Consider the following 20,155-nt stretch of genomic DNA (forward strand, 5'->3'; position numbering starts at 1 on the left):
GCGGCGATGAACCTGCGATGCCGGGCAAGCAGGGTGCCGGGGGTGACAGGCAAGATCTTGAGCCAGTGGCGCCGGGGTATCAGCCCGGACAGGGCAGCGAACCAGAACCGGTCGGCAGGCTCATAGCGGACCGGCCCGGCCAACTGGCGACGCAGGACAGCATTCTCGTGCCGCAGCACCAGCAGTTCCGCCTCCTTCGCCGTCCCACGACGCAGGAGCACCGACGGAACAGTCAGCAGCTTCCGGGTCACCTTGTACAACAAGGACACGATCACAGAGGACATGACCCCAGCGGACTGACCGCGCCCCGCTCACCTGCGGCGATGACTTTTCGAGCGGCACAGGGGGCCGGATAATTCCCGGCACCTACAGGCTGGCAGGTCGGCGCTCATCCGCTGCAGCAGTTGCGCGCAGGTGGCCGCGGCCGACCGGGCCAGGGCGAAGCCCTTGCTGCCCCGGTCGGCCAGCAGCAGCATGCCTGGTCTCAGCGCCCGGCACAGTGCCGTGCACTGGGACTCCTCGGCCTGGGTCCACGGCCCGAGCACCGCGTCGATCAGCGCCCTGGTTCCGCACTCGACCAGTGCGGACAGCCTGATCATGGGATATCCGCACACTCTGCCTGCTCCGGAGGCCCGGCCGCAGTACGACCGGTTGGCTTCGCTGTCCGCCACCAGGATGCCCGTGCTGTCCCAAGCCACCGTCCGCAGCCCCCGCCACCACGATCCAGCCGCGTCCTCGGCCGCTACCGCCCCCTTCATCTGGTCGAACAATGTGGACAGCGGCGCGGAGCCGAGCCGGCGTCGGGCCTGGCGCAATGCTGCCGCGGACGGGTCGACGTCCGGCATGCGCGGTGCGGCGACCAGCGCGGCCTACACGCCCCGATACCCGCACGCGCCGAACAGCGCCATGGCCAGCACGAAGTACACCACCACCCACGAAGGCAGTTTTCGCACCCGCGACTGCACCCGCCCGGTCTTCGCCAGCACCTCGTCCACCAGCGACGGCGTGATGATCTCCGTCAACTCCTCCAAGTGCCCCGCCGCGAAAGCCTTTCCACCGCCATCGGCGTGTGCGGGCATGCCAGACTGAACCAACTGGGCTCCTCGTAGCAACGGTGTCTTGGCCGACTTCCGTCCTACGCGGAGCCCCGCCCCTCTACATCAGCTTCACCGAACCGCTTGACAGCAGCCCCGGACCGCAAACTTCCCGGTATTGGGTCTTGGTCAGGCCCCGGTAGTGTGCGGGCTGCGCCGCAACCCGCTCTCACGAGCGCAGCCCGGCGGCACGCACAGGCCCCATGCCCGGTGGGCACGAACAAGGAGCCGTTGGTGGTGGCGCGCACCTGACATCTCAAGCAGCTCAACCGACCGAAGCAACGCGAGCCAGCTCGGCGACGAGCACCGGCCGCTCGGAGGGGCACGTGCGGTGTGCGAACCGGGGCGGGCGGCGATTGAGGGCACCACCCGTCCCCGGACATGCCTAGACCATCTCCTGCCGGTGAGCGGAGGCGTGCCGCAAGAACTCCTGTACCAGTGGCTCGTGCGTGTCGGCTCGGGAGACGAGGGACAGTTCGACGATGTCGGCGGGGTCGGTGAGGGGCCGGTAGACGATGGGTCCTTGGATTGAGCGGACGGCCACGTTCGGTACGAGGGTGACGCCGAGGCCGCAGGCCACCATCGCGAGCTGCGTCAGGATCGAGTTGGCGATGTGGCGCGCCTCGGGGGTGAACCCGGCTCTGCGGCAGGTGGCCATGAGCTGGTCGTGGTAGTCGGGGGAAGCTTCGCGTCGCAGCCACGCCCAGGGTTCGTCCACGAACCGGGCAAGGTCGACCGGGTCCGTGGTGTCCTCGGCCAGTGGATGCCCAGCCGGGAGGGCGATCACGAATTGGTCGTGGCGCCAGGGTTGCATGCGCAGCCCGCGGACCGGCCCGCTGGGCCGGATGACGGCGATGTCGATCTCGTGCCGGGCCACAGCCTCATGGCCCTCTCCTGTGTCGACTTCGGTGAGGTGCAGGTCGACGTGGGGTCGGGCGTCCCGGAAGTCGGACAGTGTGCCCAGCAGGGGTTCGCTGAGGGCCGAGGTCACCACGCCGATCCGCAGTGTGCCCACCAGTCCGGCCTCGGCCTGGGCGGCCACCTCGTGGGCGTGCCGGGCGGTTGCCACCAGCTTGCGGCACTCCTCGGCGAACGCCCGGCCGGTCTCGGTCAGCCGTACTCTCCGTCCACTGCGGTCGAACAGTCGCACGCCCAGTTGGCGCTCCAGCTGGAGGATCGCCTGGCTGAGGGGCGGCTGTGACATGCCGAGTTGTTCTGCGGCCCGGCCGAAGTGGAGCGTCTCCGCGACGGCGAGGAAGTAGCGGGCCTGGCGGACCTCAATCATCAGTCGCTCCGCATATTGATGAGATAGGAAATCAGACCTTCAGTATATGAAGTCGTGTTGTTTCACTGAGGAACATGACAGCTGCAACTTCTCTCTTGGCACAGTTCGCGGCGCTGGACAGCGCGACCGTGTCCGACGCCCTGGACACCTGTGGCCTGCCGCCGGGACAGGGCGGTCTGCGCCCGATGTGGGGCACGCCCAAACTGGCCGGGTTCGCGCGGACCGTCGAGCTCGAACCCCTGACCGGGGAGCAGGGCGGCGCCCACATCCTGACCGGCGCGATCGCCGAGGCCGGTCCCGAGGACGTCGTTGTGGTCGCCAGCGGCGGCCGTACGGACGTGTCGTCGTGGGGCGGAATCGTCAGCGTGGGCGCCTCGGTGCGCGGTGTCCGCGGTGTCGTCACGGACGGCGCCTGCCGGGACGTCGGACAGGCGCGCGAGCTCGGCTTTCCGGTGTTCGCCCGCGCCCAGGTGCCGGCGACCGCGCGCGGCCGGCTGCGGCAGAAGTCGTCCGGTGAGCCCATTCGGATCGGAGAGGTGACCGTGCGGCAGGGCGATGTGCTGCTCGCGGACGAGGGGGGTGTCGTGGTCGTACCCCGCGAGCGCGCCACCGAGGTACTGGAGGGCGCCCAGCGGCTCGCCGACCGTGAGGCGGCCATCGAGGCCGAGGTACGGGCCGGGGTGCCGCTGCCGGAAGCGATGCGGGACGCCCGCCTGGCCGGAACGGAGCCGAAGTGATGAGTGACCTCGTGGAGCGGCTGCGCGCTCTGCCCACCGCAGCGATCTCCGACGCCCTCGACCGGATTGGGATCGAGGGCGCGCTGCACGGTCTCTCCCCCCTGGCGACCGGCTTTCGCGTGGTGGGCCCGGCCTTCACCGTGCGCTACGCGTCGGTCGACGACACCGTCGGCGGCACGGTCGGCGACTTCCTCGACGACGTTCCGCCGGGTGCGGTCGTCGTCATCGACAACGACGGCCGCACCGACGTCACCGTCTGGGGCGGCATCATGACCGAGGTCGCCGCCCACCGCGGCATCGCCGGCACGGTGATCAACGGCGTCTGCCGCGACGTATCGGCGTTGCTGACGCAGAACTACCCGCTTTTCAGCCGCGGCCGGTTCATGCGCACCGGCAAGGACCGGGTGCGCCTAGTTGCCGTCGGCGAGCCGGTGACCGTCTCCGGCGTCGAGATCCGCCCCTCCACGCTGATCTGCGCCGACGCAGACGGTGTGATCGCCGTCCCCGCAGCCGAGGCGGAGCGGGTCACCGAGACCGCTGAACGCATCGAGCGCGTCGAGGCCGACATCGTCGCCGCCGCGCGCACCGGCAGCACCCTGCGCGCGGCCCGGGAGAAGTTCGGCTACCACAAGCTGCAGACCAGGAGCCAGGCATGACCGACGCGGCACGCGGACACAGCACCGCCACCCTCTACGAGGCCTCCTCCTCGGCCGCCCGCGCCTGCGACCCGGCCCTGCGCGCCGCCTGGCCGGGTGCCCGGGTGGCCGGCCCGGCGTTCACCGTGCAGGGCATTGGTGGCGACAACCTCGCCCTGCACCGCGCGGTGGCCGCCGCTCCCGCCGGCAGCGTCCTGGTGGTCGACCTCCAGGGCGCCCGGCACGGCCACTGGGGCGAGATCCTCGCCGTCGCCGCCCAGCAGCGGGGCATCCTCGGCCTGGTAGCGGACGGCGGCGTACGCGACGCGGCCGAGCAGGCGGAGCTGGACTTCCCGGTCTTCGCCCGCCACGTCACCGTGGTCGGCACCGGCAAGGAACACCCCGGCCAGTTCGATGTCCCCGTCCGTGTGGCCGACGTGGTCGTGCACCCCGGAGACCTCGTCGTCGGCGACGCGGATGGCGTGGTGGTCGTGCCGGCCGAGGCCGTGGCCGGCACTCTCGACCAGTCCGATGGCCGCGTCGCTGCCGAGCGGCGTGCGCTCGAAGCCATTCGCAGCGGTGTGACGACGCTCGAGTACTACAGCTTGCCCAGCGGCTCCGGGATGTCCGGGCCACGCACCTGAGGGGCGGGTTTCTGCTGCTGCCGGGCGCGGCGTCGTACACGTCGCGCCCGGTTTCGGCTTACGGCCGTGATCCCCGGCACACAGCCTCGGCTGCCAAGGGATGGGCCGGGCCGGGCTGTTGTGAACCGGGACGGAGTCGAGGACTTGCCAGGGGTGCGCCGTCCAGGGCCGATGCGGTTGCGTAAGTTGGTGGGTTCAGCCTGGTGGGACCGTCTCAGGGGTGGTGCCCGTGGCTGAGAGTGTGCCGGAGTCATCGGGCCTTGGTCTGTTGACCTGGGTGTATTCGCCGGGTCTGGTGGATCGGGTGGTTGCGGCGTGTGGCCGGACCGAACTTGCTGCCTGCCCGGCTGGTGGTCTACTTCGCCCTGGGCCTGGCACTGTTCTCGCCCGCGCCGTATCTGGAGGTGCTGCGCATCTGGTCGAGAGTCTGCGGTGTGCCGGGCTGGGTGGTTCGTGGCGGGCTCCGGCGAAGTCGTCGCTGTTCCGGGCCCGTGACCGGCTGGGGCCGGAGCCGCTGCGGGTGCTGTTCGCCGCCACCGCCAGGCCGTTGGTGGACCAGGAGAAACCGGGTGCGTTCTGGCGGGGCCTGCGCTTGGTGGCGGTGGACGGCACATGCCGGGATGTAGCCGACAGCCGAGCGAACGGACAGGAGTTCGGCCGTCCGGGAGGTGCCCGTAACCCGGACGGGGCTGCGTTTCCGCAGGTGAGGATGGTACCAGCGTCAGCTGCCCCGGCGAGAACCCCGGACGGCCATCGGACGGAAACTGGTCCGCGAACTCCTCATCCTCGAACAGCACATCGAGTCGGTCGCACAGCAGCATCGCCGGTGTCCCCTTCGGGCACGCCGCCCACGCCGTGCGCACGGTCCTCGCCGGAATCCGCTGGTAACTCCTCGGCCGCAACGACACCACTCCCACCCCCCCCAGAACCCGAGGCCACCCCACACACCTCCAGCGCGACCCATCAAACCGGCTGACCGTCAGCACCCCCTCGAGATCACCAACAGAGTCACGGCATTGGACCTAGACCCGCTCGGCCCGAAGCGGTCCGAGCGCCGAGGCAAGGCGAGCGATGCCCTCGTCGAGCGTGTCCAGGGGACTGTGAAGGACAGCCGGATGTGCCGCTGGCCGCTGGCCGAACTCGGTGCCGGAACGTACGGCGACGCTGTCCTGCAGGAACAGCCGGACCACTTCCGTTGAGGGCAGGTCAACGTCGTAGCGGGTGAACGCATAGAAGACGCGCTTGGGTTCGTTGCTGTGCAGCACGTCCGTGACTGCCCGTCGCTTCGTGACGAAGGTCACGGGTCCTTGAGGCGATGCCGAGCGAGGAGACGACCTACACGCAGTCGTGGACGAGTTCGGCGTACGCCTTGTCAACGAGGACGAGCACGTCGGTCCCGACGAGGAGTTCGCCGAGCCGTGAGTCGCCTGGCCGGCAGCACCGCGCTGGTCGGGTTGGACGGGTTGCAGAGCACGACCATGCGTGCGCCGGGCAACGCTGCGGATAGCGCTGCGACGTCCAGGTGATGGCCCGCGGTGGTGGGACGAAGACCGAATGGCGTGGGGAAGTCGGGTTCTCCCGACCGCCGGAATCACGGCTCCCGTCGGCGGGGTCGCTCCGGTGGGTGCGGGGAGAACTGTTGGACACGGGCTGTGGCCTGGGACGGCCGTGGCAGGATCATCAGGTGCCCTCGAAGGTCGTCAGCGTTCGGCGCTGGCGTGGACCGTGCGGGGGAGGGACCGAGATCCGCGACAGACCCGCACCGTCGTGTCCCCGCACCCCGGCGCGTTGTAGGGAGGAACCGGCGCCCGACGAAAGCGGGGTGCCGCCTCAGTCAGACAGTGCCCGGCGGTAGACAGCCGGATCGACGTTGCCGCCCGACGCCACGAGCGCCACAGTCCTGCCCTGTACGTCGGCCTTCCCGGCCAGCAGCGCCGCCAGGGACGCCGCGGCACCCGGCTCGACCACGATCTTGAGGAGGCGGTGGGCCACGCCCACCGCTGCCAGGGCCTCCTCGTCGGTGACCGTCAGACCGGTCACCTCGTGGCGACTGAGGACGGCCAGAGGGCGTGCACCGGCCACCGGGCCGGAGATCGCGTCCATCACGCCACCCGGCGGGCGTGGGTTGGAGCACACGCGGCCGGTCGCGAGGGACCGGGCCATCTTGTCGAAGCCGGCCGGCTCGACGATGTGGTTGGCCAGGCCCTCGAACTCGTGGTTGAGGGCGGTGATCACGCCGGCGGCCAGTCCGCCGCCGCTGCAGTTCACCAGGATCGTGTCCGGGGTCAGGCCCAGCTCCCGTGCCTGCTCGGCGATCTCCAGGCCGACGGTGCCCTGCCCCGCCATGACTCTGGGGTCTTCGAAGGGCGGGATCAGCGTCATGCCGCGCGCCTGAAGGATCTTCCCCGCGACCTCTTCGCGGTCCTCGGTCTCCGGGTCGTAGAAGACGGTCTCGGCGCCCCACCAGCGGCAGTTGTCGATCTTGATGCGGGGGGCATCGCGCGGCATGACGATGACCGCGGGGCAGTCGGCGTGCCGTGCCGCGGCGGCCACGGCCTGGCCGTGGTTGCCGGCGGAGTAGGTCACGATCCCGCCGCGGCGCGCGTCCTCGTCCAGGGCGAGCAGGGCGTTGAGTGCTCCGCGCACCTTGAACGAGCCCGTCAGCTGCAGGCATTCGGCCTTGACCAGGACGCGGCCGCCGACGAGGTCGTCCAGCATCGGGGAGTTCAGCAGCGGCGTCCGCGCCGCGCGGCCGGCCAGGCGCTTCGCGGCCTCGCGGATGGCGTCGATGCCGAAGCCGGGCACGGGATCATCGGTCATTGCTCCACCTCGAAGAGGGTCTCGATCTCGACCGGCGCGCGGCGTGGCAGGGCCGCTGCCCCGACCGCGGCGCGGACGTGGCGGCCCCGTTCGCCCAGGGCCAGAACCAGCACGTCGGAGGCGCCGTCCATGACGAGTGGCGTGTCGGCGAAGTCGGTGCCGCACCGCACGAAGCCGGTCACTTTCAGTGCCCGGAGGCGGTCGAAGTCGCCGTCGCAGGCGAGGCCGGCGATGGCCAACGCGTTGAGCGCGCACAGTGCGGCGGCCTGCTGGGCCTCGGGGACGGTGAGGTCGACGCCGACGACCCCTTCGTACTGCAGCACTCCGTCGGTCAGACAGGTCTGTCCGGCCACGAGTATCTGGCGGCCCGACCGGGCGAAAGGGATGTAGTTTCCGTTGGGCTTCGGGGGCTCCGGGAGACGCAGTCCCCGATCCTCGAGACGGGTTTGAATGTCGGACAAGCCGCGTGTCCTTTCGGGTGATCTGGGCTGAGGCCCTCGCCTGTGGGAAGACAGCCGGCAGTGACTCCGCGCCCTCTTCTCCATCGTGATCGCGTGTGGCGCCTCGCGGACGCCGTCGCCTCGCTCACTGCACCAGACACCCGCCATAGAGGCAAAGTCTGATTCAGACTCTCGTCGATATCGACAGCGTCTTACTGGGCGTAGCTCCCGCATCTCCCCAGGTCAGCCCGGCTCCTCAGGAGAGGTCAAGCGGTTGGGCCTCCCACGCCTCGCGGATCTCGTCGGCGACCTCCTTCAGCAGCCCGACCAGGACATCGGCCAAGGGCACCAGGCAGGTGTCGGCCGGGGTGACGGCGTAGATCTCGCGTATCAGCCGCGGCTCGAACAGTTCCCGGTGCACGGCGCCCGGTGTGGGCGCGACCGTGAGTCTGGAGAGCACCGTCACCCCGATTCCGGTGCCCACAAGGGACTGGGCCACGTTGTAGTTCGCCGACTCGAAGACGATGCGCGGAGTGAGTCCCGCCTGTTCGGCCACAGCGGTGGCGGGCGCTCCCGCAAGAGGAGGTTGCCCGACAAGGCGGCGCGGCCGGACAGGCGCCGCGGTGGCGGCAGTTGGGGCTCGATACGTCGATTTCACGAGCGGTGCGCGCCCGCGGATGCCGTTCCTGCCTGCGCGCGGTTCCGCAGATGCATGTTTCCAGACTGTTGACCCACATCGTGGGCTCATGCTCATAATGCGGGCCACCGGATCGGGTCGCTGGCTTCGTATGCGCCCTATCTCGCACGAAACGGACGGTAGGTATGTCAGATACCGCAATCTTGATCAACACGGCCGTCGCTGTGATCGCCATCGTGTTCCTGATCGTGCGGCTACGGATGAACCCCGTGGTCGCATTGGTTCTGGGGGCCTGCTACCTGGGACTCGCGACTGGCCTCGGGGTCGACAAGACCGTGAAGACCATCACCAAGGGGTTCGGCGACGTCATGGCCGACATCGGACTCCTGATCGCGTTCGGGGTGCTCATCGGAGCCCTCCTGCGTGAGCTCGGAGCCATCGAGCGCCTCGTCGAAACCCTGTTGCGCATCGCGGGCCCGAGGCGGATCCCCCACGCAATGGCATTGACGATCACGACGTTTCTGCAGTCCGTCTATCTGGACGTGTTGTTGGTGATCACCGGGCCGCTGGCCAAGGGCATAGCCTCCAAGCTCGGTCGGTACGGCACCGCCCGCATGGCCACCGCCCTGGCGATCGGGCTGGAGTGCGGCATCGTCTTCACGGTCCCCGGTGCCGCAGCGCTGGCACTCGCCGCGCTCCTCAATGTGCCGCTCGGCACGTACCTGCTGTACGGACTCATCGTCGTCGTCCCGACCGTGGCCATCGCCATCACCATCATGAGCTTCGCGCTGACGCGCGGCTGGTGGAACCCGGCGCTCGACGAAGAGGACGTTTCCGGGCCCTCGCCGAGCGCAGCCGCGGACAGTGACAGTGTCGGCGACACGGACTCCGACGGGCAGAACACCCCTGGCGGCGGGACCATGACGGCCGTGGAGGTGAAGGCCCGTACCCAGCCGCAGCCCCGACTTCTCCTCCTCTTCTCGCCCCTCCTCGTCTCCCTCCTCCTCATCGCCACCGGAGCCCTCTCCCAGGTGGCGGGGTGGCACAACTCCGTCGTGGCATTGCTCTCCAGCCCGGTCGTGGCCCTCCTGTTCGGCCTGGTCGTCACCTGCCTCGTCGCCCGGCGTTACCTCGGACAGCCCCGGGTGGACGCCGCGCTGAGCAAGGGCATGCGCGACAGCGGGCAGATCCTCCTCCTCAACGGCGTCGGAGGCTGTCTCGCAGCGGTGATCGCCGCCAGCGGGCTGGGGAACATCCTCGGCGAGTACTTCAAGGCCAACACCTGGGCCCCGCTGTTGATGGTGTGGCTGGTGGCCGCCGTGCTGCACGTCGCCGTCGGCTCGGTGACGATCTCCGCGATCACTGCCGCCGGTCTGCTCGCGCCGGTGGCCCCCACCCTGGGCCTCGACCCCGTACTGATCGCGCTGTCCGCAGGAGCCGGATCACTGTTCTTCGTACACCTGACCAGCAACACCTTCTGGCTGCTCCAGTCCCTGATGGGCCAGACCACCCGCGGCACCCTCAAGACCTGCTCGGTCGGGGTCTCCGTCGCCTCCGTCGTCGCGATGGGCCCGATCCTCGCGCTGAGCGCCCTCCTCTGAATTCCCCTATCACCCACCTATTACGTGAGGACTCATGACTAACCGCAGCACACAGTTGCCGCTGCACGGAGTGCGTGTGCTCGAACTCGGCAACTACATCGCGGGCCCCACCGCCGGGCGACTGCTCGCGGACTTCGGTGCCGAGGTCATCAAAATCGAACGCCCTGGTAGTGGAGACGAGTTGCGGAACTGGCGGCTCTACGCCGGTGACGTCTCGATGCTCTTCCGCACCATCAACCGCAACAAGAAGTCGGTGGTGCTCGACCTCAAAACGGACCGCGGCCGGGCGACCGTGCTGGAACTGGTGCGGCGATGTGATGTCGTGATCGAGAACTTCCGCCCCGGCACGCTGGAGCGCTGGGGACTGGGCCCCGCCGCCCTCGAGGAGGCCAACCCCGACATTGTGCTGGCCCGCATCTCCGCGTTCGGCCAGTCCGGGCCCCTGTCGGACCGCCCGGGGTTCGCCGCGGTGGCCGAGGCCATGGGAGGCCTGCGCCACCTGGTCGGGGAAGCAGACCGCCCGCCCTCCCGGGTCGGTGTGTCCATCGGTGATTCGATCGCGGGCCTGTACGCGGCGTTCGGCGCCGTCATCTCGCTCCTGCAGCGCGAGCGGGTCCCCACGAGGTCGCCGTTGTCCGAGCGAACGGTGGACGTCGCCTTGCACGAGGCCGTGTTCTCGATGATGGAATCACTCGTTCCGGACTACCTCGCCTACGGCCTCGAACGGCAGCGGGTCGGCGGCAGGATGGAGGGCATCGCCCCCACCAACGCCTACGAGTGCGGCGATGGGCACAGCGTGGTGATCGCCGGTAACGGAGACGCGATCTTCCGGCGCTATATGCGCGCCATCGAGCGCCCTGATCTCGCCGACGATCCCGGACTGCAGACCAACGCGGAGCGATGGGCACGTCGTGACGAACTCGACGGCGCGATCAGCACATGGACCAAGACGCTTCCTCGGGACGACGTACTCAAAGCCCTCGACGCCGCAGGCGTCCCGGCGGGCCCGATCTACACCGCGGCGGACATCTGCGCGGACCAGCAGTTCGCCGCCCGCGACATGATCCAGCGGCTACCTGTCTCCATAGCGGCGGATGAGCCTCAGGAGGTGGGATTCCCCGGCATCGTCCCGGTCCTCGGCGAGAGGTCCCTGCCTGTCCGGTCCCTTGGCCCCGACCTCGGCGAGCACACCCGACAGGTGCTCACCGAACTGCTCGGCAAGGACGACCAGGAGACCGACGCGATCATCATGGAGATGGAGAAGAAGTGATGAGTACCCCTGTGACTCTGCGCGATGTGACGCTGCGCGACGGCCTCCAGCTCACCGGCAAGCCCTTGTCCACCGACCGGAAGGTGGCTGTCGTCCGTGAACTCCTCTCCCTCGGCATTCCCAGCGTGGAGATAGGCTCGCTCGCCAATCCGGCCCTCGTCCCGCCCATGGCCAACACGCTGGAGGTGATCGAACACCTGGATCCGGACGAGCTCGCCCGGTCCTGGGTCTGGGTGGCCACCCCACGACACATCGAGAAGGCGGCGAGGGCGGGCGCGGTGAACTTCCAGTACTGCCTGTCGGCGTCCGACCGCCACAACCAGGCCAACATCGGCCGGTCGACCGAGGACAGCCTCGCCGCCATGCCGGTGGCGATCGAGCACGCGCGCTCGGCCGGCGGGCGCATCCAGCTCTGCATCGCCACGGCGTTCACCTGCCCGTTCGACGGCCTCGTCCCGGAGGAAACGGTGCTCCGGATAGCCAACGACCCCCGTACGGAGGGTGCCGAGGACATCGTGCTGTGCGACACCCTCGGGCAGGCCGTACCAGCCCAGGTGACCAGCCTGGTCTCCGCAGTGGCAACGCGATCGCCCGCGCGACGGATCGTCTACCACGGGCACGACACATGGGGGATGGGTGTCGCCAACTCCCTGGCCGCGGTGGCCGCCGGAGCAAGCGAACTGGACGGGGCACTCGGCGGCCTCGGCGGCTGCCCGTTCGCACCCGGTGCCAGCGGGAACGCCGCGACGGAGGACCTGCTCTTCGCGCTGCGCCCCGACTGGCTGACGCCGGACACCTTCGGCGCCGTGGTCGAGCTGGCCGACGGGCTGCTGGCGGAACTGGACGAGCCGAACCGCTCCCGGGCAGGTCAGGCTGCGCACTCCAGCACCACCGCGTTCGAGTGGGCCGTGGCGGCACCGGATGCGCAGGCGTGCCGATGAAGTTCCTGGTGACCACCGCCATCCCGGCTCCCGGAATGCACATTCTGGAGGCGGCCGGTGAGGTGCGCGTACCCGACTGGCAGCTGTCCGCGGGCGAACTGCGCCGGGAATGCTCCTCGGGGGACGTCGACGTCGTCGTCGCCCAGCTGACAGATCTGTTCGACCGGGCCGTACTGGAAGACGCGACGATCAAGGGCATCTCCAACTACGCGGTCGGATACGACAACGTCGACGTGGCCAGTGCCACCCGGCGCGGAATCCTCGTGGGCAACACTCCCGGTGTCCTCACCGACGCCACCGCCGACATCGCGATGCTTCTCCTGCTGGCCACGGCACGCCGCTGCGTGGAGGCGGACCGCTTCGTCCGCGCGGGGAAATACCAGGGCTGGCAACCCGAGCTGCTTCTCGGGAGTGACGTCAGCGGGGCCACGCTCGGACTCGTCGGCTTCGGACGGATCGCCCGGGCGACGGCGGAACGCGCTCTCGGGTTCGGCATGACCGTGCGCTACACCGCACGCAGCGGACCCGTACCCGCCGAGCGGCTTGGACACCTCGCCGGTAGGGTGCAGTACGCCGAGTGGGACGACCTGGTGCGCACCAGCGACTTCATCTCGCTGCACGTCCCGCTGACCGACGCCACACACCATCTCGTAGATGAGAAGACCCTTCGCGTCATGAAGCCGACGGCCTGCCTCGTCAACACTTCGCGCGGGCCCGTGGTGGACGAGAAGGCACTCGTCGAGGCGCTGCGCTCAGGTGAGATCGCCGGGGCGGGGCTCGATGTGTACGAGGACGAACCCGCGCTCGCCGATGGCCTCGCTGACCTGCCCAACACCACCCTCCTGCCCCACGTCGGCAGCGCCACCCGCTCCGTCCGCGCCACCATGGCCGAGGTCTGCGCGAACAACGCGGTCGCGATGGCGCGGGGAGAGATGCCGGCCCACGCGGTGAACCCGGAGGCGTGGCGATGAAGGTCGTCGTGGCGCCCGACAGCTTCAAGGGCACGTACACCGCACCACAGGTGGCCACGGCGATCGGCCGGGGACTGGCCCAGACCCCGGCCGTCCCCGTGCTCGTCCCAGTGGCCGACGGCGGCGAGGGAACCCTCGCCGTCCTCGCCGAACCCCTCGGACTGCGCCACCGTGCCGCGCCGGCCCGCAACCCTTGGGGGGCGGAATGCGAGGGAATGGTCGCGCTCGCGCCCTCCGGCGCCGCCTACATCGAGCTCGCCCAGGTGTGCGGGATCAACGCCCCGCACGAAGGCTCGCGGGATCCGGTGACCGCCGACACGTACGGCGTCGGGATGCTGATGGCTGACGCCGTACGTCAGGGTGCCACCGAGATCGTCGTGGCGGCCGGCGGATCGGCCACCAGCGATGGCGGGTTCGGGGCCTTGCGGGCGATCGAGGAACGCGGCGGTCTGCGCGGCACACCGGTGACGGTCCTGACCGACGTCACCACCCCCTACGCCGAAGCGGCACGGGTGTTCGGCCCCCAGAAGGGTGCGGACGTGGGGCAGGTCGCCGCCCTGACCCTGCGCCTGCATCATCGGGCGAGGCTGCTGCGGCGCGACCCGACGTACGTGCCACGGACCGGGGCTGCCGGAGGCTTCGCCGGGGCGATGTGGGCACAATTCGACGCCGAGCTGGTATCAGGCGCGGACTACGTCCTGAACGCGCTGTCCTTCGACGACCACCTCGCCGACGCGGAAGCTGTCGTCGTCGGAGAGGGACGGCTCGACGTACAGAGTAGTCAAGGGAAGATCGTGTCCGCCGTGCTGGCCCGCTCGGCCGGTATCGCGTGCTTCGCCGTGGCGGGTTCCGTCGGCGCGGATCTCGGGCCTCTGTGCGAGGAGTTCACGGACGTCATCGTGGCGAGCGACGAGGCAGCCATGGAAGCGGCAGGCCGGGCCATCGGACAGCGGCTGCGGGTCAGGCAGGGTACCGGCCGCCAAGCGCTCGGGTGATCTGTTCGGCATGCTCCACCACCAGATCGACCCATTCGACGCACCGCTCATAAGGCATGCGCAGCGTCGGCCCGTGGACCATGAGCGCCCCGACCAGATCCCCGGCCGAATCGAACACCGGGGCCGCGAGGCCCGACGCACCGTCGATGCGTTCACCGACCGTGATGGCATACCCCTCGGAACGCGTCTGCTTGATCAGCCCGCGCAGTTCGTCCCTGTCGGTCACGGTGCTCTCGGTCAGCTGTGGAAGCTCTTCCCGCAGCACCCGCTCGGCGAGATCCGGATCCCAGGCCAGCAGCACACGCCCCGACGACCCCACGGTGATGGGGGCGATCTTCCCCACCGACATCTCCCGGCGAAGGGCATGCCGGGTTTCGGCGACCGCGATGCACACCCGCTGGGAGCCTTCGGAGCGGAAGAAGCATGCGGTCTCCCCGGTCTGGTCGCGGAGGTCCTTCAGGGCGGGGTTGACCACCTGGAGGATGTCGAGGTCCTTGGCCGCGGCAGCCGCCCAGTAGGCCATCTTCACCCCGATCCGGAACGTGTCCTCGGAACGGTCGAGAAACCCGTGCGCGACCAGGTTCGTCACCAGGCGTTGAACGGTCGAGGCAGGCAGTCCGGTCTGCTGCTGGATCTCGCGCAAGTTCATCGAGGGCCGGGCCAGTGTGAAAGCGTTGAGAATCTCGGCGATCTTTCCCAGGACGAGCAGCGGCGCCTGCTTCGCCCCTTCGTTCGCCACCGTGGCGGACTTACCTCGGGCTGCCATGCGCATAACGATACGACAGGAGAAATGGGTGGCTGAGCACAGTGGGACCGGCATCGTGGGCGCAGCGGATGTGGTCGAGGCCGCCCGGCGGTGTGCGGAGGTGATCCGGCCGAGCCCACTGCACCGCAGCGAGCGGCTGTCCGCGCGGTACGGATTCGACGTGTGGCTCAAGCGCGAGGACCAGCAGGCCGTGCGGTCGTACAAGGCACGCGGCGCCTACAACCTCATCGCACAGCTGTCCGCGGAGGAACGCCGGCGCGGTGTGGTCTGCGCGAGCGCCGGCAATCACGGCCAGGGTGTCGCACTGGCCTGCGCATCCCTGGGCGTGCCTGCCCGGGTGTACCTGCCGAGGACGACACCCCGGCAGAAACGGGACCGGGTGAGGACACTCGGTGGCGAGCACGTTCACATGATTGTCGAGGGCGACACCTACGACGACGCCGCTGCTGCGGCGACCGAATACACCCGTGCTTCCGGAGCGACGCTCGTACCAGCCTTCGACGACCCGCGCACCATCGCCGGACAAGGCACCGTGGTGAGGGAAGCCGTCGAGCAGCTCGGACGCGCTCCGGATGCGGTGATCGTCCCCGTGGGCGGTGGCGGCCTCCTCGCGGGCGCCATCGCCTGGCTCGGTGAGACGCACCCGACTGTCCAGGTGATCGGGGCCGAACCGCAGGGTGCGGCGGGTATGGCAGCGGCGCTGGCCGCCGGAGGTCCCGTCACGTTGCCGGAGCTCGATCCCTTCGTCGACGGCGCAGCTGTACGCACGGTCGGCAGACACACCTTTGCGGTCGTCGCGCGGCAGCCGCCTCGTCTGCTCACGGTGCCGGAAGGCCGGGTCTGTGTGGAGATGCTCGACCTCTACCAAGCTGACGGCATCATCAGCGAACCGGCGGGCGCCCTGGCCTCCGCCGCGCTCGACCGCGATCTCGGCCTGGAGCCCGGCGCGACGGTCGTGTGTGTCGTCTCGGGCGGCAACAACGACGTGAGCAGGTACGCCGAGATCGTAGAACGCGCACTGCTCTTCGAGGGACGTAAGCACTACTTCCTCGTCGAGTTCCCGCAAGAACCGGGTGCACTGCGATGGTTCCTCGACGCCGTGCTGGGGCGGGACGACGACATCACCCTCTTCGAGTACATGAAGCGAAACAACCGCGAGACCGGCCCAGCACTGGTGGGCATCGAACTCGGTGCGCCTGACGGCCTCGAGTCGCTGCTGGAACGCATGGCAAAGGCCCCGCACCGGATCGAGCGCGTCCCTCCGGACAGCCCGCTCTTCACGTTCCTGACCTGACATTCCGCGCCCCGTGGTCCAAGCCCACCGCCGCGGACAGCCTCGGCCTCCATGGGAACGGAGGCCCGCGTCACCCTGATCACCCACCGTCCGCGGCGCCGAGTGAACACTCGGCGCCGACCGGACAGCACACCTGTGGCTGCCCCGGCAGACCAGCCATGGATGACCTCTCCTCTTCGGCGAGCTGATGATCCTCCGGGAGGCTGGAGCCCTCCCGGAGTGCGCGCCTCAGCTGAGGTAGTTACTGAGTTCGATCAGATTCTGGTCCGGGTCGCGCAGATACACACTGATGATCGGCCCCGTGGCTCCCGTTCGTTCGACTGGTCCTTCCTCCACCGTCACCCCCAGATCGGCCAGTTCCCTCAGCACACGGTCGATGGGTTCGTCGACGACGAGGCACAGATCAGCACTCCCCGGGGTGGGGCGCCGGGCCTTGGGCTCGAACTCCTTTCCGGCCTGATGCAGATTGATCTTGCTGTGCCCGAAGGACAGCGCGCGGCGGCCGCCTTTGAAGGTGACCGGCGCCATGCCCAGGACACGCGTGTAGAAGTCGACCGTTGTATCGATGTCGGCCACCGTGAGCACCAAATGGTCGAGACGCTGGATCTGCATCGTTCGCTACCTCTCTACTCGTCCGTTTCTCCTGCTGGATGTCAACGCATCCCGGAGCCGCCGCGCCGCCCCGATCAGGGAGGTGTCACCGACGACGGTCTGAGCGTGCTTGGTGCCCGGAGTGTGCTGGTCCGCGGTCAGGGAGCGCAGCTCGAGCAGGCCGGCGGCGGCCACTGTAGTGATCGTAGGGGGGCCGAGGAGGCACGGGCGGCTGCGGCGCCAACTCGGCCCCATCGGTCCCGCACAGGTCAGTCGCCTCCGCACTGCCCAGGGAAGGTGTGTACAACACGCTCGTTGAGGAGCGGGTGGCGTTGCGGTTGTGGTACCAGCCCGGGGAGATCGTGCCGAACACCGCGACGCGGTGCGCACCACCGCGAGCTGTGTTTCGGCAGTGATGAAGCCGACCCTGCCGCCTGTCGTCTCGGTGTCAGTCACGTCCCGCTCTCTTTCGTCCCGCTGGGCGCCGTGGGGGTTTCGGGGAGTCCGGTGGGATCGGCAATCGGTCGGGCCTGGCGCGACGACCGCCCCATCTGCCATCAAGGCGCCTTGCCCAGGGCGTTCAGCGACCCGGGTATCACCGGCGTCGGCGCGGCACGGGCGGGCCCCGCCTACCGCGAGAGTCGGCGCCTGGGCTCCGACATCGGTATCACGAGGACCGAACGCAGCGCATAGGGCCCTTGGAGACAGACGGTTGGCTGCGCCGGGCTTGGCTCGGTGGGTGAAGGGTGTCTTTATTGCCGTGCGGTGGTTGACCTGGGGCTTTTCGATCGCCGAAGTATGGGCATGATCGCTGATCGTGGGTCTGCGACTGCTCTACCTGATCTTCTGTCGACTACTGGGCTGCCTTCTCTTGCTGGGCCGATCGACTGCCGCGAAGAACGCCGAGATCCTCGCGCTTCGTCATGAGGTCGCTGACGCTGCAGGACAAGCAGTTGGTGCCGGAGGACGAGGATCTCGATGTCCTTGTCTCGGTCGCTCATCGGCAGGAGGCGTAGGAACGCCAGGGCGTTGGTCGTGGCGAGGTAGGCCAGGCGCAGCAGCACGACAGATCATGATGCCGCCCCGGCTCTTTGCGGGTGAAGGCACTTGGGCGAATGTCGAGGAGAACCGAAGATCTGTGATCAGGCTCCCGACCTGCGTGGATGATTTATCGGCACCCGCAGACCTGGCAGGAGGTAAAACCGCGCGGGCGGCGTCCGGCGCGTTCATCTGCTTCGAGGATGAAGCGGGCGTGACCGGCCGTCCGCCCAAGGGACGTACCTGAGGCAGGCGCGGTATCACCCCGACCGTGAAGGTGCCCGGCCGCAGCCGTGGGCGCCTGTCGGTCGCCGGGCTGCTGTGCTACCGGCCCGGTCTTCCCGCCCGCCTGTGCTACCGGTTGCGTCGTCACACAGGGCGGAAGGGTGAACGCCGCTCGCTGGGCGAGACGGACTACATCCGCCTGCTCGACGGCGCCCACCAGTTACTGAAAGCCCCGCTGATCGTGGTGTGGGACCGACTGAACACCCACATCTCCAAGACGATGCAGGCACTCGTGGCGCAGTGCGAGTGGCTGACCATGGTTCTGCTGCCCGGATACGCGCCCGAACTCAACCCGGTCGAGGGCATGTGGGCGCACATCAAGCGCAGTCTGGCCAGCCTGGCCGCCCGCGCCCTCGGCGAGCTGGAGACTCTGCTCCGCAGGCGGCTCAAGGCGCTGCAGTACCGGCACGCCATCCGCGCCGGATTCCTCGCCGGGACGGGCCTCGCTCTCGAGAGACCGGACGGACCCTGATTACCGGAGTCAGTAACGGCCGCAAGCGGCATGTCGCGCACGCTCGGCCTGCTGCTGGGTGTGATGGTCACCGCCGCGAACATCGGAGACCGCACCGCCGCCAAGGTGCTGCTCGAGCAAGTGGCAGGCACCCACCACCGGCTGGCCCTGGTCCGGGCCGACGGCGGCTACACCGGCAGCCTCGTCGGGTACTGCCTGGCCGCGCTCGCGCTGGTCGTTTCGATCGTCAGGCGCAGCGACGGCACTCAAGCAGAGTCAGCGGCTTGCGCTGAACGCGCGGCTCGTCGGTTGCGGACAAGGTGGGCCTCCCAATGGCTTCTGTTGGAAGCACCGTCGTAGGCCGGGCCACCGTCATGTGTCCCGTACGACGTGATTCACCCCAACGGGGGGCACAGGCTCTGAAATCCTGAAACACGCGAGCGCCGGGCCCTTTCCCTAGGGGGAAGGGCCCGGCGTCCACCAGTGTGTCGCTCGCGCGTTACTCCGTACGGAGCCCCTCCGGGCGCATCATGCGCCAAAGTGGCCCCATGCTGACCAGGGTGACCAGCAGGATCACGCCCGCGCCGATTCCGGTCATCGTGGTGACGCTCGTCCAGTCCACGGCGACCGGTTTGTCGACCATCTTGAGCAGGATCGCCCCCAGGGCGATTCCGCCCGCGACTGACAGGGCGAGGCCCAGGACCACTGGGATGGCGGTCTGCCACAGTACGGACCAGCCGAGGGTGGTGCGGCGGGTGCCGAAGGCGACCAGGACCGACAGCAGTTTCTTGCGTTCGCGCAACTGCTCCAGCATGGAGACGATCATGCTCGCGCCGATCAGCAGCAGGATGGCGAAGGCGCCAATGAACAGGCCGCGCTGGATGCTCTTGAATTCGCTCGACTGCGTGGTGTCGCGCAGCTCGTAGATGTTTGCCTGGGGGGAGATCGCGGCGGTCGTATTGCGGGCGTAATCGATGGCGTCGGGGACGTTCGGGTCGAGCCGGAGCATCATCTGCACCGAGGGCTTGTTCAGGTCGGTGATGTCGAGCGCGCCCGGGGTGGCCAGGATGCCGGAGCGCTCGCTGCCCACCGGGTCCTTCTTGACGGTCACGACGCGCGCGGACTTGGGGATCGTCCACAGCCGTGGCTTGCCGCGGGAGGGGTTGTCGTCCTCGCCGAAGCCGAGGTTAATTGTGGCACCCGGCTTGGTGAAGTAGTCGACATCGGCGTGCCTGGCCATGAAGACGTCGCCGTCGCGGCAGTCGCCGATCCGCGCGAGTTCCTTCAGCGTGCGGCAGTCGCCGACCATCACGCCGACCCCTGCGTTGGCGAAGCCGAGGGCCTCGCGGACGCCCTTGGTGTGGGTGTAGCGCGCGATGACGTCCTGCGCCTGCGCGCCGGCGTCCACCTTGGCATCCGCCAGCACATCGGCGCGGGTCGAGTCCTGTCCGGTTGAACGGGTGTTGTCGCTCTCCGCGGTGACGAAGAGCATGGTGATCGCGATCGCGCCGGCCACCGCGACAGCGATGCCGCTGACCGCGCGCGAGGCGGAGCCGCTGCTGAGCTGGAGCCGCCGGGTGGCGAGCTGCCAGGGGACGGGGCCGCCGCCGAAGCGCTTGACGACGGCTTCGACCAGCCACGGCAGCAGCGCGGTGATGCC

Annotated in this window: 22 protein-coding genes and 2 pseudogenes; 12 read left to right on the forward strand and 12 right to left on the reverse strand. The window is 69.1% G+C overall.

Annotation, left to right across the window (positions count from 1 at the left end):
• From ACWDSL_RS41650 to ACWDSL_RS41665, 4 genes and pseudogenes are all read right to left on the reverse strand, one after another.
• Positions 1 to 275, reverse strand: a pseudogene (locus tag ACWDSL_RS41650) (integrase core domain-containing protein); the annotation flags it as partial.
• 36 nt (positions 276 to 311) lie between these two features.
• The gene (locus tag ACWDSL_RS41655; RefSeq protein WP_450493388.1) at positions 312 to 845 is read right to left on the reverse strand and encodes a hypothetical protein; all 534 of its coding nucleotides are present in this window, start codon (positions 843 to 845) and stop codon (positions 312 to 314) included.
• A gap of 24 nt (positions 846 to 869) precedes the next feature.
• Complete coding sequence (locus ACWDSL_RS41660) at positions 870 to 1,079, reverse strand: transposase domain-containing protein (RefSeq protein ID WP_450493389.1); 210 nt, start codon at positions 1,077 to 1,079, stop codon at positions 870 to 872.
• Positions 1,080 to 1,479: 400 nt separating this feature from the next.
• Positions 1,480 to 2,379: a LysR family transcriptional regulator gene (locus tag ACWDSL_RS41665; RefSeq protein ID WP_450493391.1), complete on the reverse strand. Its 900-nt coding sequence runs from the start codon at positions 2,377 to 2,379 to the stop codon at positions 1,480 to 1,482.
• A 74-nt stretch (positions 2,380 to 2,453) separates the two neighbouring features.
• On the opposite strand from ACWDSL_RS41665, the gene ACWDSL_RS41670 reads away from it, so the two are divergent.
• From ACWDSL_RS41670 to ACWDSL_RS41685, 4 genes are all read left to right on the forward strand, one after another.
• Positions 2,454 to 3,116 carry an RraA family protein gene (locus ACWDSL_RS41670; RefSeq protein ID WP_450493393.1) on the forward strand — a complete coding sequence of 221 codons (663 nt, stop codon included), beginning with the start codon at positions 2,454 to 2,456 and terminating at the stop codon, positions 3,114 to 3,116.
• A complete protein-coding gene (locus ACWDSL_RS41675) occupies positions 3,116 to 3,772 on the forward strand; it encodes an RraA family protein (protein WP_450493394.1) in 657 nt (218 codons plus the stop codon). Before ACWDSL_RS41670 ends, ACWDSL_RS41675 begins: the two co-directional genes overlap by 1 nt.
• Positions 3,769 to 4,395 carry an RraA family protein gene (locus ACWDSL_RS41680; protein WP_450493396.1) on the forward strand — a complete coding sequence of 209 codons (627 nt, stop codon included), beginning with the start codon at positions 3,769 to 3,771 and terminating at the stop codon, positions 4,393 to 4,395. Before ACWDSL_RS41675 ends, ACWDSL_RS41680 begins: the two co-directional genes overlap by 4 nt.
• A 304-nt stretch (positions 4,396 to 4,699) precedes the next feature.
• Positions 4,700 to 5,371 (forward strand): transposase domain-containing protein, encoded by a 672-nt coding sequence (locus ACWDSL_RS41685; RefSeq protein WP_450493424.1) that lies wholly within the window; start codon positions 4,700 to 4,702, stop codon positions 5,369 to 5,371.
• A 46-nt stretch (positions 5,372 to 5,417) separates the two neighbouring features.
• Here the strand turns inward: ACWDSL_RS41685 and ACWDSL_RS41690 are convergent, their stop codons facing one another.
• From ACWDSL_RS41690 to ACWDSL_RS41705, 4 genes are all read right to left on the reverse strand, one after another.
• Positions 5,418 to 5,696, reverse strand: coding sequence for a hypothetical protein (locus ACWDSL_RS41690; RefSeq protein ID WP_450493398.1), 279 nt, complete (start codon positions 5,694 to 5,696; stop codon positions 5,418 to 5,420).
• A gap of 529 nt (positions 5,697 to 6,225) precedes the next feature.
• Entirely contained in the window at positions 6,226 to 7,215 is a 990-nt protein-coding gene (locus ACWDSL_RS41695; protein ID WP_450493400.1) for a threonine ammonia-lyase, read from the reverse strand.
• Entirely contained in the window at positions 7,212 to 7,676 is a 465-nt protein-coding gene (locus ACWDSL_RS41700) for a RidA family protein (RefSeq protein ID WP_450493402.1), read from the reverse strand. Before ACWDSL_RS41700 ends, ACWDSL_RS41695 begins: the two co-directional genes overlap by 4 nt.
• A 235-nt stretch (positions 7,677 to 7,911) precedes the next feature.
• Positions 7,912 to 8,409 (reverse strand): LysR substrate-binding domain-containing protein, encoded by a 498-nt coding sequence (locus ACWDSL_RS41705; protein ID WP_450493403.1) that lies wholly within the window; start codon positions 8,407 to 8,409, stop codon positions 7,912 to 7,914.
• Between the two features lie 68 nt (positions 8,410 to 8,477).
• Between ACWDSL_RS41705 and ACWDSL_RS41710 the strand changes: the two genes are divergently transcribed.
• The 5 genes from ACWDSL_RS41710 to ACWDSL_RS41730 are packed head-to-tail and all read left to right on the forward strand — an operon-like array spanning position 8,478 to position 14,070.
• Positions 8,478 to 9,893, forward strand: coding sequence for a GntP family permease (locus ACWDSL_RS41710; RefSeq protein ID WP_450493405.1), 1,416 nt, complete (start codon positions 8,478 to 8,480; stop codon positions 9,891 to 9,893).
• A 34-nt stretch (positions 9,894 to 9,927) separates the two neighbouring features.
• Positions 9,928 to 11,163, forward strand: a complete 1,236-nt coding sequence (locus ACWDSL_RS41715) for a CaiB/BaiF CoA transferase family protein (protein ID WP_450493407.1) — start codon at positions 9,928 to 9,930, stop codon at positions 11,161 to 11,163.
• Positions 11,163 to 12,104 carry a hydroxymethylglutaryl-CoA lyase gene (locus tag ACWDSL_RS41720; protein ID WP_450493408.1) on the forward strand — a complete coding sequence of 314 codons (942 nt, stop codon included), beginning with the start codon at positions 11,163 to 11,165 and terminating at the stop codon, positions 12,102 to 12,104. The genes ACWDSL_RS41715 and ACWDSL_RS41720 overlap by 1 nt, the downstream gene beginning before the upstream one ends.
• The gene (locus tag ACWDSL_RS41725) at positions 12,101 to 13,075 is read left to right on the forward strand and encodes a 2-hydroxyacid dehydrogenase (RefSeq protein ID WP_450493410.1); all 975 of its coding nucleotides are present in this window, start codon (positions 12,101 to 12,103) and stop codon (positions 13,073 to 13,075) included. Before ACWDSL_RS41720 ends, ACWDSL_RS41725 begins: the two co-directional genes overlap by 4 nt.
• Complete coding sequence (locus ACWDSL_RS41730) at positions 13,072 to 14,070, forward strand: glycerate kinase family protein (protein ID WP_450493411.1); 999 nt, start codon at positions 13,072 to 13,074, stop codon at positions 14,068 to 14,070. Before ACWDSL_RS41725 ends, ACWDSL_RS41730 begins: the two co-directional genes overlap by 4 nt.
• Here ACWDSL_RS41730 and ACWDSL_RS41735 read toward each other — a convergent pair.
• The gene (locus ACWDSL_RS41735) at positions 14,036 to 14,836 is read right to left on the reverse strand and encodes an IclR family transcriptional regulator (protein WP_450493413.1); all 801 of its coding nucleotides are present in this window, start codon (positions 14,834 to 14,836) and stop codon (positions 14,036 to 14,038) included. The two genes, ACWDSL_RS41730 and ACWDSL_RS41735, sit on opposite strands and share 35 nt — an antisense overlap.
• A gap of 28 nt (positions 14,837 to 14,864) precedes the next feature.
• On the opposite strand from ACWDSL_RS41735, the gene ilvA reads away from it, so the two are divergent.
• Positions 14,865 to 16,130, forward strand: a complete 1,266-nt coding sequence (gene ilvA / locus ACWDSL_RS41740) for a threonine ammonia-lyase IlvA (protein ID WP_450493414.1) — start codon at positions 14,865 to 14,867, stop codon at positions 16,128 to 16,130.
• A gap of 228 nt (positions 16,131 to 16,358) precedes the next feature.
• Here ilvA and ACWDSL_RS41745 read toward each other — a convergent pair whose 3' ends face one another.
• Entirely contained in the window at positions 16,359 to 16,742 is a 384-nt protein-coding gene (locus ACWDSL_RS41745; RefSeq protein ID WP_450493416.1) for a VOC family protein, read from the reverse strand.
• Positions 16,743 to 16,748: 6 nt separating this feature from the next.
• Complete coding sequence (locus ACWDSL_RS41750) at positions 16,749 to 16,916, reverse strand: hypothetical protein (RefSeq protein ID WP_450493418.1); 168 nt, start codon at positions 16,914 to 16,916, stop codon at positions 16,749 to 16,751.
• A 989-nt stretch (positions 16,917 to 17,905) separates the two neighbouring features.
• Between ACWDSL_RS41750 and ACWDSL_RS41755 the strand changes: the two are divergent.
• A pseudogene (locus tag ACWDSL_RS41755) lies at positions 17,906 to 18,516 on the forward strand (transposase); the annotation flags it as partial.
• Positions 18,517 to 18,546: 30 nt separating this feature from the next.
• Positions 18,547 to 18,855: a transposase gene (locus ACWDSL_RS41760; protein WP_450493420.1), complete on the forward strand. Its 309-nt coding sequence runs from the start codon at positions 18,547 to 18,549 to the stop codon at positions 18,853 to 18,855.
• Positions 18,856 to 18,994: 139 nt separating this feature from the next.
• On the opposite strand, the gene ACWDSL_RS41765 is transcribed toward ACWDSL_RS41760, so the two are convergent.
• Positions 18,995 to 20,155 (reverse strand): ABC transporter permease (locus tag ACWDSL_RS41765; RefSeq protein ID WP_450493422.1); only part of this gene is annotated, 1,161 nt, incomplete at its 5' end.

It is taken from the genome of Streptomyces sp. NPDC000941 (assembly GCF_053599555.1).

Bases quoted from the DNA above. Each gene is read 5' to 3' on its own strand.
- ACWDSL_RS41655 (WP_450493388.1), bottom strand. From the start codon at position 845: ATGCCGGACGTCGACCCGTCCGCGGCAGCATTGCGCCAGGCCCGACGC.
- ACWDSL_RS41660 (WP_450493389.1), bottom strand. From the start codon at position 1,079: ATGCCCGCACACGCCGATGGCGGTGGAAAGGCTTTCGCGGCGGGGCAC.
- ACWDSL_RS41665 (WP_450493391.1), bottom strand. From the start codon at position 2,379: ATGATTGAGGTCCGCCAGGCCCGCTACTTCCTCGCCGTCGCGGAGACG.
- ACWDSL_RS41670 (WP_450493393.1), top strand. From the start codon at position 2,454: ATGACAGCTGCAACTTCTCTCTTGGCACAGTTCGCGGCGCTGGACAGC.
- ACWDSL_RS41675 (WP_450493394.1), top strand. From the start codon at position 3,116: ATGAGTGACCTCGTGGAGCGGCTGCGCGCTCTGCCCACCGCAGCGATC.
- ACWDSL_RS41680 (WP_450493396.1), top strand. From the start codon at position 3,769: ATGACCGACGCGGCACGCGGACACAGCACCGCCACCCTCTACGAGGCC.
- ACWDSL_RS41695 (WP_450493400.1), bottom strand. From the start codon at position 7,215: ATGACCGATGATCCCGTGCCCGGCTTCGGCATCGACGCCATCCGCGAG.
- ACWDSL_RS41705 (WP_450493403.1), bottom strand. From the start codon at position 8,409: ATGAGCATGAGCCCACGATGTGGGTCAACAGTCTGGAAACATGCATCT.
- ACWDSL_RS41710 (WP_450493405.1), top strand. From the start codon at position 8,478: ATGTCAGATACCGCAATCTTGATCAACACGGCCGTCGCTGTGATCGCC.
- ACWDSL_RS41715 (WP_450493407.1), top strand. From the start codon at position 9,928: ATGACTAACCGCAGCACACAGTTGCCGCTGCACGGAGTGCGTGTGCTC.
- ACWDSL_RS41720 (WP_450493408.1), top strand. From the start codon at position 11,163: ATGAGTACCCCTGTGACTCTGCGCGATGTGACGCTGCGCGACGGCCTC.
- ACWDSL_RS41725 (WP_450493410.1), top strand. From the start codon at position 12,101: ATGAAGTTCCTGGTGACCACCGCCATCCCGGCTCCCGGAATGCACATT.
- ACWDSL_RS41730 (WP_450493411.1), top strand. From the start codon at position 13,072: ATGAAGGTCGTCGTGGCGCCCGACAGCTTCAAGGGCACGTACACCGCA.
- ACWDSL_RS41735 (WP_450493413.1), bottom strand. From the start codon at position 14,836: ATGGCAGCCCGAGGTAAGTCCGCCACGGTGGCGAACGAAGGGGCGAAG.
- ACWDSL_RS41745 (WP_450493416.1), bottom strand. From the start codon at position 16,742: ATGCAGATCCAGCGTCTCGACCATTTGGTGCTCACGGTGGCCGACATC.
- ACWDSL_RS41760 (WP_450493420.1), top strand. From the start codon at position 18,547: ATGTCGCGCACGCTCGGCCTGCTGCTGGGTGTGATGGTCACCGCCGCG.